Source organism: Teichococcus aerofrigidensis, assembly GCF_054073225.1.
The window spans coordinates 1-13219 of record NZ_JBSXMU010000094.1 but is presented as its reverse complement, the minus strand read 5'-3'; the positions used below and the strand labels follow the sequence as shown (position 1 = coordinate 13219).

The 13219-nt window shown below is 73.4% G+C and carries 10 protein-coding genes; 3 read left to right on the top strand and 7 right to left on the bottom strand.

Annotated features, from left to right (window positions below; all coding sequences use genetic code 11):
* Window positions 1–190: 190 nt before the first annotated feature.
* From gpmI to ACVMLK_RS16290, 4 genes are all read right to left on the bottom strand, one after another.
* Window positions 191–1720: a 2,3-bisphosphoglycerate-independent phosphoglycerate mutase gene (gpmI, locus tag ACVMLK_RS16305; protein WP_457486991.1), complete on the bottom strand. Its 1530-nt coding sequence runs from the start codon at window positions 1718–1720 to the stop codon at window positions 191–193.
* A gap of 117 nt (window positions 1721–1837) precedes the next feature.
* Window positions 1838–2866: an ABC transporter substrate-binding protein gene (locus ACVMLK_RS16300; RefSeq protein WP_457486990.1), complete on the bottom strand. Its 1029-nt coding sequence runs from the start codon at window positions 2864–2866 to the stop codon at window positions 1838–1840.
* A 109-nt stretch (window positions 2867–2975) separates the two neighbouring features.
* Window positions 2976–4577: an ABC transporter substrate-binding protein gene (locus tag ACVMLK_RS16295; protein WP_457486989.1), complete on the bottom strand. Its 1602-nt coding sequence runs from the start codon at window positions 4575–4577 to the stop codon at window positions 2976–2978.
* Between the two features lie 212 nt (window positions 4578–4789).
* Window positions 4790–5770, bottom strand: coding sequence for a TIM44-like domain-containing protein (locus ACVMLK_RS16290; protein ID WP_198366543.1), 981 nt, complete (start codon window positions 5768–5770; stop codon window positions 4790–4792).
* A 194-nt stretch (window positions 5771–5964) separates the two neighbouring features.
* Between ACVMLK_RS16290 and ACVMLK_RS16285 the strand changes: the two genes are divergently transcribed.
* Window positions 5965–6828: a lysophospholipid acyltransferase family protein gene (locus ACVMLK_RS16285; RefSeq protein ID WP_457486988.1), complete on the top strand. Its 864-nt coding sequence runs from the start codon at window positions 5965–5967 to the stop codon at window positions 6826–6828.
* Here ACVMLK_RS16285 and ACVMLK_RS16280 read toward each other — a convergent pair.
* The 3 genes from ACVMLK_RS16280 to xseA all read right to left on the bottom strand — a co-directional run bounded on the left by ACVMLK_RS16280 (window position 6825) and on the right by xseA (window position 9565).
* Window positions 6825–7070 (bottom strand): hypothetical protein, encoded by a 246-nt coding sequence (locus tag ACVMLK_RS16280; protein ID WP_198366545.1) that lies wholly within the window; start codon window positions 7068–7070, stop codon window positions 6825–6827. The two genes, ACVMLK_RS16285 and ACVMLK_RS16280, sit on opposite strands and share 4 nt — an antisense overlap.
* A gap of 114 nt (window positions 7071–7184) precedes the next feature.
* A complete protein-coding gene (locus ACVMLK_RS16275) occupies window positions 7185–8048 on the bottom strand; it encodes a M23 family metallopeptidase (protein ID WP_457486987.1) in 864 nt (287 codons plus the stop codon).
* 29 nt (window positions 8049–8077) lie between these two features.
* On the bottom strand, window positions 8078–9565 hold the full coding sequence (gene xseA, locus ACVMLK_RS16270) for an exodeoxyribonuclease VII large subunit (RefSeq protein WP_457486986.1): 1488 nt from the start codon (window positions 9563–9565) through the stop codon (window positions 8078–8080).
* 234 nt (window positions 9566–9799) lie between these two features.
* On the opposite strand from xseA, the gene ACVMLK_RS16265 reads away from it, so the two are divergent.
* Both ACVMLK_RS16265 and ACVMLK_RS16260 read left to right on the top strand, forming a co-directional pair.
* Window positions 9800–12463, top strand: a complete 2664-nt coding sequence (locus ACVMLK_RS16265) for an Ig-like domain-containing protein (RefSeq protein WP_457486985.1) — start codon at window positions 9800–9802, stop codon at window positions 12461–12463.
* Between the two features lie 66 nt (window positions 12464–12529).
* The coding region (locus ACVMLK_RS16260; RefSeq protein WP_457486984.1) for an AraC-like ligand-binding domain-containing protein at window positions 12530–13219 on the top strand (690 nt) is incomplete at its 3' end.

Here is a 13219-nt window from a genome sequence, read left to right as displayed (position 1 = left end):
GCCTCGGCCGCCGCCGCCGCCGCCCGGTGCGCCTCGTGCGCGCTGCGCTCCGCCTCGCGCAGGGTCTCGGGGCTGGCCTGCTCCGGCCGGGCCGGGCCCGCCGCCAGCATCAACAGGGGTATCGCGAGAAGCAGGCGGAGCGACAGGTGGGAGGTCCTCGCGAGGCAGGCGATGGATGCGATGACCGGGCTCAGCCTCGCTGGATCAGGCTGTGCCCGGTCATCGCGGCGGGTTGCGGCAGGCCCAGCAGGTCCAGCAGCGTCGGCGCCACATCGGCAAGCCGGCCCTCGCCCAGCCGCGCCCCGGCGGGGCCGCCGACCAGCAGGACCGGCACCGGGTTGGTGGTGTGGGCCGTGTGCGGGCCGCCGGTCGCCGGGTCCTTCATCAACTCGGCATTGCCATGATCGGCGGTGACGAGCAGGGCGCCGCCCTGCGCCCGGATCGCCGCCTCGATCCGCGACAGCCCGGCATCCACCGCCTCGCAGGCCTTGATGGCGGCGGGCAGGCTGCCGGTATGACCGACCATGTCGGCATTGGCGAAGTTCAGGATGATCAGGTCGAAACGGCCGGAGCCGATCGCCTGCACCGCCTTCTCCGCCAGCTCGGGCGCCGACATCTCCGGCTGCAGGTCGTAGGTCGCGACCTTGGGGGAGGGGACCATGATCCGCTCCTCGCCGGGGAAGGGGGTCTCCTCGCCGCCGTTGAAGAAGTAGGTGACGTGCGGGTACTTCTCCGTCTCCGCCATCCGCAACTGCGTCAGGCCGGCGGCGGAGACGACGGCGCCCAGGATGTCCTTCAGGGTCTCGGGCCCGAAGAGGGCGGCGAGGTGGGGGTTCAGCACCTCGGAATACTCGGTCATGGCGGCGGCGCCGGCGAGCTTCGGGCGGCGCGGCGGGAGGAAGCCGTCGAAGGCGGGATCGACCAGCGCGCCCATGATCTGCCGCACCCGGTCGGCGCGGAAGTTGAAGCAGAGCACGCCATCCCCGTCCTTCATCCCGGCATAGTCGCCGATCACGGTGGCGGGGATGAACTCGTCGGTCTTGCCGGCCGCGTGGGCGGCGGCGATGGCGGCGGCGGCGCTCTCCGCCCTGGCCTGTCCGTGGCCCTCCACCATGGCGTCATAGGCCTGCCGCACCCGCTCCCAGCGCCGGTCGCGATCCATGGCGAAGTAGCGGCCGGTCACGGTGGCGATGCGCGCCCCGGCGGGCAGCTCCGGCTCGAACCGCGCCAGGTACTGCGGGCTGGCCTCGGGCGGGGTGTCCCGCCCGTCCGTCCAGGCATGCACGGCGACGGGGATGCCGGCGGCGGCGAAGACCCTGGCCAGGGCCAGGCCATGATCCTGGTGGCTGTGCACGCCGCCGGGAGAGAGCAGGCCTATCAGATGCAGCGTGCCGCCGCTGGCCCTGAGCGCCCGGATCAGCCCGGTGACGGCGGGCAGGCCGCCGATCGTGCCATCCGCCACGGCCTTGCTGATGCGCGGCAGCTCCTGCATCACCACCCGCCCGGCGCCGAGGTTGAGGTGGCCGACCTCGGAATTGCCCATCTGGCCATGCGGCAGGCCGACATCCTCGCCGCAGGTGTGCAGGAAGTTGTGCGGGCAGCCGGACCAGAGCCGGTCGAAGCAGGGCGTGCTCGCCTGCCGCACCGCGTTGTCCGCTTCCTCCTCGCGCCAGCCCCAGCCGTCGAGGATCACGAACATCACGGGCTTCGGACGGGACATGGCGGTCTTCTCCGGGGCTGGTTCCGCGACAGGGGATAGACCCGGAGGGGGCGGCTTGCCCAGGGGGGGAAAGCAGGGGCGCGGGAACGGGCGCCGAGCCCGCCCCGCCGCCGCGCCTCAGGCGCTGAACTTCAACGCCGCGGCCGGCGGCAGGAACTGCGGCGCGTAGAGATCGGCCGCCCTGAGCTCCGCGGTGATGCCGAAGGCGCCGCGCACGGTCTCGATCGCCGCCTGCACGCGCTCGGTGCCGAGATTGCCGAAGCCGCCCGACATCACCTCCGGCGTGCGGATGAAGGCGAAGTTGGCCAGCATCCGCGCCTTCTCGAGATCCCGGGGCGCGGTGGCGTCGCGCTTGGCCAGGGCGGCGATGGCGGCATCCGGCTCCTTCCAGGCGAGGTCATGGCCGCGGGCGATGGCGCGGATCATGCCGGTGACCACCCGCGCATTGGCCTCGGCATAGGGGCGCCGCACCAGCAGGGCGGTGGAGAGCAGCGCGACGCCCGCATCGGCGTAGCGCAGCGAGACGATGTCGTCCGGGGCGATGTTCAGCGAGCGCAGGCTGAACACGCCGGAGACCTCGAAGCCGGTGATGGCATCGGCATCGCCGCGCGCCAGCATCGGCTCGCGCAGCTGCGGCGTCACCGTCACCCAGCCGATCCTCGCCGGGTCGATGCCGGCGGCCCTGGCGAAGGCGGGGAAGAGCTGCCGCCCGGCATCGCTCTCCGGCGCCGCCAGCTTGCGGCCCTCGAGCTGCTTCGCCGTGGTGATGCCGGTCTTCTTCAGCGTCATCACCGCCAGCGGGCTGCCCTGCTGCACCACCATGGGCGCGATGACATCGCTCGCCGGCGTGGTCAGGCGCAGGCGGATGACGGGGGAGAGATCGGCGATGCCGAATTCATAGGCGCCGCTGGCGACCTTCACCGGCGTATCGCCCGAGCCGAAGCCGCGATCGACCGTGACGTTCAGCCCCTCCTCCCGGAAGAAGCCCCGCTCGGCCGCCAGGACATAGGGCGCCTGCGGTCCCTGGAAGGCCCAGTCGAGGCAGAACTTCACCGGCGTCAACGCGGCCTGGCCGCGCGCCAGGCGAGGAGCGGCGAGCAGGCCGGCGGCGGCGCCCAGCGTCAGGCCACGGCGGGTGGGGAACATGAGGGATCTCCCGGAGTGTCGCGCCGGGCGCATCCCAGCGGCCTGAAAGTCTAGCAACCGCCGTGCCGGCGTGAGGAGCGGAGGGCGACGCGGCCCCCCCTCCGGCGGTTCAGCCCTTCTTCACGCCCCAGAACAGCGGGAAGGGGGCCTTGGCGAGGCCGGCGACATCCTTGCGCCAGGCGGTATGGCCCATGAAGAAGCCGGTGGGGATATAGGTCACGGCATCCATCCCGGCGCTGTTGACGCCCTCGATCGCGGCCTTCTCCGCCGCCAGGTCCGGCGCGTCGTACCATTCGGCGATGTGACGCTCGACGCGCGCGTCGTCCGGCCAGCCGAACCAGGCCTTGTCGCCGCTCGCGGAGACGCCCTTGTAGGGCGCCGGATTGATGCAATCGACGCCGCTGTGCCAGCTGAAGAAGATGTTCCAGCCTCCCTCGGAGACAGGCTTCTTGCTGGTGCGCCGGGAGCCGACCGTGCCCCAGTCGAGCGACTGGTAGTCGACGTTCATGCCGATGCGGCCCAGCATGTCGGCGGTGACGTCGCCCTGCGCCTTGGTGACCGGCACGTCGGCGGCCACCAGCATCACCACCTTCTCGCCGTTGTAGCCCGCCTGCTTCAGCAGGTCCCTCGCCTTGTCGTACCGGCGCGGCCCCTTCAGGCGCTCGGCGCCCGCCTCGGTGTAGAGCGGCGTGCCGGGGGTGAAGAAGGAGGGCAGCGGCTTCCACAGCGCTTCATCGTCACCGACGATGGCGCGCATGTAGTCCTCCTGGTTCACCGCGTATTGCAGCGCCTGGCGGACCAGCCTGTTGTCGAAGGGCGGGATCAGGTGGTTGATCCGCATGGCGCCGATATTGCCGAGCGGATCGGCGATGCCGACCTCGATGCGGCGGTTGCGCTTCAGCACCGGCACCAGGTCGGCGATCGGGTTCTCCCACCAGTCCACCTCGCCATTCTGCAGCGCGCCGAGGGCGGTGGAGGGGTCCGGCATGGTGATCCACTCGACCCGGTCCACCAGCATCCGCTTGCCGCCGGCCAGCCAGTCGGCCGCCTCGTCGCGCGGCCGGTAGCCCTCGAAACGTTCGAAGACGGCGCGCGAGCCGGCCATCCATTCGTCACGCCGGAAGCGCATCGGGCCGGAGCCGACATACTCCTTCACCTGGGTATAGGGATCGGTGCCGGCGATCCGCTCCGGCATGATCACCAGCAGCGGCGTGTTGCTCTTGCCCAGCGCATAGAGCAGCTTCGGGAAGGGCTGCTTCAGGCGGAAGCGGAAGGTGAGGTCATCCACCGCCTCCAGCGCGTCGAGCCGGGCCTGGATCATCTGCCCCATGCCGTCGCGCGGCATCCAGCGGCGGATGCTGGCCACGGCATCGGCGGCGCGCACGGGCTCGCCGTCGTGGAATTTCAGGCCCTCGCGCAGGCGGAAGGTCCAGCTCAGCCCGTCCGGCGTGACGTCATGGCCCTCGCACATCTGCGGCTTCGGCTCCAGGCTGGAATCCAGGCCATAGAGCATGTCGAAGACCAGCAGGCTGGCATTGCGCACGACGAGCTGGGTGCCGGCCACGGCGTCCAGGTTCGGCAGGTCGGCCTGAGGCACGAAGCGCAGCAGCCGGGCATCCTGGGCGCGGGCCAGGCGGGGGAGGGAAAGGCCGCCGGTCAGGCCGGCGCCGGCCAGGGCGGCGGTGGAGCGGAGGATGTCGCGGCGCTGCATGGCGGGTCTCCCGGATCAGGACAGGATGAGCGGCGCGGCGCTTAGCGCCTTTCCCCGCCACTTCCCAGGTCATTGACGATATCGGGAGCAGAATCCTGCCATTCTGTCAGCGGAATGGGCAGTTCGCCGGAAGTTTGGGCGGCGCGTGCCTGAGCTGAAGGCAAAAAAAGGGCATGGCCTCGCGGCCATGCCCGAACGCGCGGCCGGCCGCGTCAGCCGGTCTGCTGGATGGCCGAGAGCTTCCACGGCCCCGCGGGCTGCCGGACGAAGGTCCAGAGCTCGGTGGCGGTGTCGCGCCGCTCCGGATGCCCCTCGACCACCTGGCCCTGGGCGTCATAGGTGACGTCCACCAGGCTGAAGCGCATGGCCACGGTGGCGAATTCCGCGCCACCCTCGCGCCAGGCCTCCGCCAGGTCGCCCTGCTCGAGCTTCAGGTCGCGGGTCTCGTTGCGCCAGCCACGGGCGTCGAGATCGCGCAGGTCCTGCTCGAAGTAGCTCATCATCTCGGGCGTGGAGATGCGGGAGAGGCCCTGCAGGTCCCGCCGCGACCAGGCGGCGTTCACGTCCCGCAGCAGGGTCTCGAAGGCCTGGAAGTCGCTGTTGCCGACCTGCACCGGAGCCTGCGCCGCCGCGCCTGCCATGGAGGCGCCCATGCTGCCCGGCATCGCCCGGCCACCGGCGCCCGGCGCCATGCCAGGGGGCGTTCCCTGGGCCTGGCGCTGCATGCCGTTCGGGTTCGGGCCGCCCGCCATGGCCGGCTGCTGGCGGCTGCGGAAGAAGCGCAGCGCGAAGCGCACCAGGAAGACGATCAGCACGATCTGCAGCAGCAGGCCGAGGATGCTGCCGAAGCCACCGAAGCCGCCGAAGAGGCCATTGCCGAAGAGCAGCCCGCCCAGCCCCATGCCGATCAGGCCGCCCATCAGCGCGCCGCCGAAGCCGCCGCCGAACATGCCGCCCCGCTGCGGCGCCGTGGCGCCGGGCACGGTGTTCTGCGGCCGGGTCGGCTGCGTCATGCTGCGGTCCATCGGCCGCGCCGCGTCGGGCGCGGTGCGCGTCACCGGCGGTGGCGCATAGGTGCGGCTGCCGCGGCTGCCCATGCTGGTCCGGCCGCCGGGCCGGGCCTCGGCCAGGGCCGGGCCAAGCACCAGGGCGAAAGCGGCAAGGGCGGCCAGGAGCCTGGCTCTTCCACGCATTGAGGGCGTCCTCCGAAGAAAGGTCATCGCCCCCGAATATAGGCATTACCGCGCCGTAATCCATGGGCGACGTGCCGACGTGGGCGCCGGCGCTGGCCAAACCGGGCCGGATACCGCAGAAGGCGGGCGGAAACCGGCGGGAGGATCGGGTGCGGCGCTTCTGGTGGCGATGTGAAGCGGCGCTGGTCCGCGGCTTGCTGGCCTTGTCCGGGTGGCTCGGGCCCCTGCGGGCCTCCAACCTGGGCGGGGCGGTGGCGCGGGCCCTGGGCCCCCGGCTGCCGGTCTCGCGGATCGGGCGGCGCAACCTGGAACTGGCCTTCCCCGGCAGCGAGGCCGCCTGGCGCGAATCCGTGCTGCGCGACGCCTGGGAGAATCTCGGCCGCACGGCCATGGAGATGCCGCATGCCCCCCGGCTGCTGCGCTCCGCCGAAGGGCCGGGGTGGGAGATCACCGGGGAGGAGAATCTGCCACGCCGGGGCGCAGGCATCCTGTTATCGGCGCATCTGGCCAACTGGGAGATCCTACTGCGCGCGGCCGCCGAAATGGGCATCCGGATGGGCGGCTTCTACCGCGCGCCGGACAATCCCTTCGTCGATGCGATCGTGCGGCGGATGCGGCAGGAGGGGGCGGATATCCAGCTCTTCCCGAAGGGCAGCAAGGGCGCCCGGCTCGGCCTGCGGCTGCTGGCGGATGGCGGGGTCCTGGGCCTGCTGGGCGACCAGAAGCTGAACGAGGGACTCGAGGTGCCCTTCCTCGGCATTCCCGCCATGACCTCGCCCGCCGCCGCGGAACTCGCCCTGCGCTTCGACTGCCCGGTGGTGCTGGTGCAGGTCCTGCGCATCGGCCCCTGCCGCTTCCGCCTGCGGGTGGAGCCGCCGCTGCCGATGCCGGCGGAGGGCGACCGCCACGCCAGGCTGCTCGCGATCACCCGCGCGATGAACGAGCGGATCGGCGAATGGGTGCGGGAGCGGCCCGGGGAATGGCTCTGGCTGCACCGCCGTTTCCCCGCCCGCTACTATCGTGGGGAGGGGGGGGCGCGGGGAGGGGCGGGCGCCTAGCTGACCACCAGCAGGGCGCCGGCGGCGTAGAGCCGCTCGCGCAGGCCCGGGGACGGCTCCACCGTCACCACCCCGCCGGAGCGATGACGCAGCAGCCGCGCGCCGGCCCGCCGCAAGGCGCCCTCGGCCGCCGCGGCATCCGCGAAAAGGACGACAAGAGGCGCTTCCCGGCCGGCCGGGCCGAAGGCGGTCTCGACCGGAGGGGCGGGGCGATGGGCGATAAGAGGGGCGATGTCGGACATGCGGCGCCCATGCACTGCTATTGCTTTCCGGTTGATGAAGACAATGCGTCTCTTAGGTTAAACGGATCACATTATCCATATCCTGTCCGGAATAACTGGATGGAGGCCGCTGCTCTAGGCCGGCAGCAGGGGCTGCGGGTCGATCGCCGTGGCCAGCCAGTTCAGGCCGAGATGCAGATGCGGCCCGGTGACCCGGCCGGTGGCACCGATCGCGCCGAGCCCCTGTCCGCGCGCCAGCATCTCGCCCTCCCGCACGTCGATGCGCGAGAGATGGGCGTAGAGGCTCACCACGCCATGGCCATGGTCGAGCAGCACGGTGTGGCCGGTGAAGTAGAGATCCTCCGCCAGGAGCACCCGGCCGCCGCCCATGGCGGCGCAGGGCGTGCCGGTGGGAGCGGCGATGTCGAGGCCGAGATGCGGGGCCCGCGCCTCGCCGTTCAGGATCCGCTGGCTGCCGAAGACACCGCTGATCCGCCCGCGCGCCGGCCAGACGAAGCCTTCCGCGAAGAAGGGCAGGTCGCTGTCCACCTTGCGGATGGCGGCGAGGCGCTCGCGTTCCTTGCGGATCCGCGCGAGCTGCTGCGCATTGGGGCTGACCATGGCCTGCGGCAGCCCGCTGATCCGCTGCACGTCCCATTCGCGCCGGCCGATCTCCAGCCGGCGGGTCTGCGGGCGCCCGTCCGGGAGGGTGACGGCGAGCCGCGCCTCCGGCGCCGCGTCCCGCGCGAAGCCCAGGGCGAAGCGGCCATCCGGCCCGACCTGCACCGGCCGGCCATCCAGCACCACCCGGCTGCCCGGCGGCACGCGCCCGAGGGCGAAGCCGCCCTGACGCAGCCCCTCCGTCGCCAGCTCCAGCCCCGCGCCGGCGGAGGAGGGCGGCGGGGCGCCGCCCGGGGCGGCCTCGGGACCGGCGCAGGCGGCCAGTGGCAGGCCCAGCAGCAGGCCGGGGAGGGCAAGGGCGAGCCGGCGGTGGATCATGGCGGTCCTCATGCGGCGGGAGGCGGGGGTCACAGCAGGCTGCCCTGTCCGGGGGAGGGCGTCGGAGGGGCACGGCGGCGCGGCCGCGCCGGGCCGGTGGCCTCGCCATCCGCGGTCAGGGCGACGCTGCCATCGCGCAGGACGGCCGTGACGCGGTCGCCCGGGCCGATGGCGGCGGCATCGAGCAGCGGCTCCCCCTCCGGGCCGCGCAACAGGGCGAAGCCGCGCGCCAGCACGCCCTCGTAGGACGCGCTCCGCAGACGGGCCGAAAGTCCGTCGAGCTGGAGCCGCGCCTCGCGCAGCCGGGCCGCCATGCCGGCGGCGGGATCGGCGATGCGCGCCAGCCGGGCGTGGCGCTGATCGGTCATGCGGAGCAGGGCCGCGCGGGCCCGGGTCTCCAACTGCGCCAGGCTGTGGCGATGCAGGGCCAGCGCCTCGCGCGGATGCGGCAGGCGCGGCGCCACGGTGCCGAGCGCGCCGCGCTTGCGCTGGATGAGCGCCAGGGGCGCCAGGACCAGGCGCTCGGCCCGGTCGTCCAGTCGCTGCCGCGCCGCCCCCAGGATGCCGGGCAGGTCCGGCATCCGCGCCTCGATACGGGAGAGGCGCAGCCGCGCGCGGTCCAGCGCCGCCTGGCCGCTCTGCAGAAGGCGGGCTGCGGTCTGGCCCAGCGCCGCCAGCAGCTCGGCGCGCGCCGGCACCGCCAGCTCGGCGGCGGCGGTCGGCGTCGGCGCGCGGCGGTCGGCTGCGAAGTCGATCAGCGTCGTGTCGGTCTCGTGTCCCACCGCCGAGATCAGCGGGATCGGGCAGGTCGCGGCGGCACGGATCACCGCCTCCTCGTTGAACGCCATGAGGTCCTCGAGGCTGCCGCCGCCCCGCGCGACGATCAGCACATCGGGGCGGGGCATCCCCGCTGGCAGGCGCGAGAAGCCGGCGATGGCGGCGGCGATCTGCTCCGCCGCCCCCTGGCCCTGCACCGGCACCGGCCAGAGCAGGATCCGGCTCGGGAAGCGGCGGGCGATGGTGGTGCGGATATCCTGGATCACCGCGCCCTTCTCGGAGGAGACGACGCCGACCACGCGCGGCAGCAGCGGCAGCGGCCGCTTGCGCGCCTCGTCGAACAGCCCCTCGGCGCCGAGCCTCTTGCGCAGCTGCTCGATGCGGGCGAGCAGCGCGCCCTCGCCGGCGAATTCGAGGCGGTCGATGATGAGCTGATAGTCCGACCGCTCGCCATAGGCCGAGACCTTGCCGGTGGCGATCACCTCGATGCCGTTCTCGGGCCTCAGCGTCAGGCGCGGCACGGCGAAACGCCAGATGATGGCGCGGATCTTCGCCCCCTCGTCCTTCAGCGCCATGTAGATGTGGCCCGAGGGATAGGCCTTCATCTCGGTGATCTCGCCGCGCACCCGCACGCGGCCGAACTCGCCTTCCAGCGTGCGCTTGATGGCGCCGCTGATCTCGCTGACGGTGAATTCGGGGGTGTTGCCGCGGGGGGCGGGGTCCGGCGCGTCGGTATCCATGCGGCGCAGACTAGGCGCGGCGGCGGCGGGGGCAAAGCCGGGCGGCCGGATTTGATCCCGTGGCCCAGAGTCTTGACCCGCCGTCCCACCGGCCGCCGGGCCGCTTGAGGCGCCGCGCGGCCCGGCTACTCTCGCCGCCGGAGCCGGCCCGCTCCGCCGCCGCGCGGGATGCCGGCCCTCCGTCCCCGTTCCGATCCCCGCCACGGTGGCGCGCCGCGCCGCCACGCCCGAGGTTTGCCCGATGCCCACCCCCCCGAGCGGCCGAGCGCCGAGAGCTTCGACAGCGTGCAGGAGGCGGCGCGCTGGGGCGGCTACTGGGGCGGCCAGGGCCGCGACCTGCTGCTGGGGACGGCGGCGGGCGAGAGCTTCACCGGTGGTGGCGGCGACGACCGTATCGAGGCCGGCGGCGGCAACGACTCCGTCCATGGCGGCGCCGGGCGGGACGTGATCCTGGCCGGGGACGGCGACGACTTCGTCACCGGCGACGAGGGCGACGACTGGCTGGAGGGCGGCGCCGGACGCGACACGCTCTATGGCGGCGCCGGCGACGACACCCTGTCCGGCGGTGCGGGGGATGGGGACATCCTCTCCGGCGGCGCCGGGGCGGACACCTACATCCATCGCCCCGGCGACGGGCGGGACGAGATCCAGGGCCTGAACCGGGCGGAGGGCGACCGCGTCGATCTCACCGCCTGGGCCCCGCTGCTCGGCGGCATCGACAGCCTGGCCGGGCTGGTGGCGGCCGGGCGCGTCGCCGGCACCGCGCAATGGGGCGGCGACACGCTGATCCGGCTGAGCGGGACGGATGTGCTGACCCTCCGCTGGATCAACCCGCGCGACCTGGCGGAGAGCCAGTTCGTCTTCGCCCGGCCGCCGGCCAACACCGCGCCCACGGAGATCGCGCTGAGCGGCACCAGCCTGGCGGAGAGCCTGCCCGCGGGCCATGCCATCGGCAGCCTCTCCGGGACCGACCCGGAGGGCGACGCGCTCGGCTTCACCCTGCTCGACGATGCCGGCGGTGCCTTCCCCCTGGCCGGGGATGGCGTGACCCTGCTCGCCAACCGGAGCTTCGACTACGAGGCCGGCCTGCGCGAGCTGTCCGTGACGGTGCGCGCCACCGACACCGGCGGGCTCACCCTGGACCGTGTCTTCCGGATCGCCATCACCGATCTGGACGAGCCGGTGACGGCGGTGGCCGACCGCTACGCGGCGGTGGAGAACAGGGCGCTGAGTGTCTCCGGCGAGCAGGGCGTGCTGGCCAACGACCTGGCGCCGGATGGCGGCAAGGCGGCGGTGGCGGGCACCTTCGCCACGGCGCTCGGCGGCACCGTGCTGATGCGGACGAATGGCAGCTTCCTCTACATGCCCAAGGCCCATGCGAACGGCACCGACAGCTTCGACTACACGCTGATCGACCGTGACGGCTCCACCGCCACGGGGACGGTGACGCTGGAGGTGGCGGCGGTGCAGTACCCGATCACGCCGGTGCGGCTCGCCGACATCGCCGCCGGCAAGGGCGGCTTCGCCATCCTCGGCGCCCGGCCGGGCAGCCAGCTCGGCCAGCGCGTGGCGGCGGGCGATTTCAACGGCGATGGCTATGCGGACCTGCTGATCGGCGCCTCGGGCGATGCCAACAGCGACGCCCCCGGAACCGATGCCCATGGCGCCTACATCATCCGCGGCCACGCGGCGCCGGCCACGGGCGAGGCGGCGATCGCGCTCAACGCCGCGCTGCCGCCCCATGTCACGCGGCTGCAGGTGTCGCAGACGCCCGGCTTCACCGGCTTCGCCCTGGCCAATGCCGGCGACATGGACGGCGACGGCATCGACGACTTCGCCGTGGGCCGGGTGGATGGGCGGGGCGGCGTCCTCATCGGCTTCGGCACCGCGGCGCTGGGCGACACCTACGACCTGGGCGGCGCCTCGGCCTGGGGCCGAGGCATGGCCATCGGGCAGATGGACAGCGGCGAGGGGCTGGGCTGGCGGCTCGCGCCGGCGGGGGATGTCAACGGCGACGGCCTGGCCGACCTGCTGATCGGCACCGTGCAGAGCAGCAAGGCCTACCTCCTCTATGGCAGCGCCACGCCGGCGGCGACGATCGACATCGACAGGCTCGCCACCGGCCAGGGCGGCTTCATGCTGGCCTCGACGACGACGAACGTGAACTTCGGCTTCCGCGTCGGCGCCGGCGGCGACCTGGACGGCGACGGCTTCGCCGATCTGCTGATCGGCGCCAATGGCCGCTTCGGCCTCTACTACGGCGACGGGGCGGCGCCGGTGGGCGGCGTCGCGGTGCCGCAGGCCACCATCCTGGGAGAGGGCACGACGATCCTCCATGCCGACCCCACCGGCATCGGGGACTTCGACGGCGACGGCCAGGACGACATGGCGGTCGGCTGGTCGCTGAACCCGATCGACCTGCCGACCGCCGGCGCGGCCCATATCGTGCTGGGCGGGTCCCGCCTGGCCGATGCCGGCATCGCCGAGCTGGTGTCGCAGGGGCGGGCGATCCGCATCCGCGCCGAGGCCGAGGGCGATCGCCTCGGCTTCGCGGTCAGCCGTGGCGGCGACCTCAATGGCGATGGGCTGATGGACCTGCTGATCGGCGCCGATGGCCAGGATGCCGGTGGCGCCGATGCCGGCGCGGCCTATGTGGTCTTCGGCCGGCGCGAGGCGGCGGGCGAGATCCTGCTCTCGGAGATCGCCGCGGGGCGGGGCGGCTTCAAGATCATCGGCGAGCGGGCGGGCGACCTGGCCGGGCGCAGCCTGACGGCGGTGGGCGAAATGAACGGCGACGGGCTGGCCGACCTGCTGGTCGGCGCCGCCGGGGCGGACCACCGGGGCGGTGGCTCGGGCGCGGCCTATCTGCTCTACGGCCAGCCGGAGTGGCAGCTCTGACGGCGGCTCCGGCGAAGGACGCGGGGCGCTGCGCCCCGGCATTGCCAATCGGTCAGGCCGTGGGGAATGCTGTCGCTTCCGCAGGAGCCACCCCACGCCAGCATGACCGAGACGCCCGATCCGCCCGGCCTCCCCGTGTTCCATTTCAGCACCGAGGCGGTGGCGCCGCCGGACCGGCTGGAGGTCTGGCGCGGGCTGGTCGGTCTGGCCTTCGAGGTGCGGCCGGAGGATGAGGCGCCGGTCGCCGCGGAGGCCAGCCACTGGCGCCTCGGCCCGCTGGACCTGATGACGCTGCGCGCCTCGCCCATGCGGTTCGACCGCCCCGCCCGGCGCGCCCGCCGGGACGGGGCGGATCACTATTCCCTCATGCTGTTCCACGACGGCTCCTGGAGCGGCGATTTCGGCGGGATGCGCGGCGAGGGCACGCCCGGCGCCGCCCGCGTCCTGGACCTGGCGGCCCCCTTCGCCTCGCGCTCGGGCGAGGTCCGCTTCACCAGCCTCTCCCTGCCGCGCGACCTGCTCGACGGGCTGCTGCCGCCGCCCGCCGCCGGATGGCACGGGGTGCAGCCCGACGGGGCGCTCGGCACCCTGTTCCGCGATCACCTCCTGGCCTTGCGCCGCGCGCTGCCCGCCGTGACGGCCGCCGAGGCGCCCTTCCTGGCGCGCGCCACGGCCGAGCTGCTCGCCGCCGCCCTCTCGCCCGGGCGGGAGCGGCTGGAGCGGGCCCGCGCCCCGGCGGAGGCCGCGCTGCTGCAC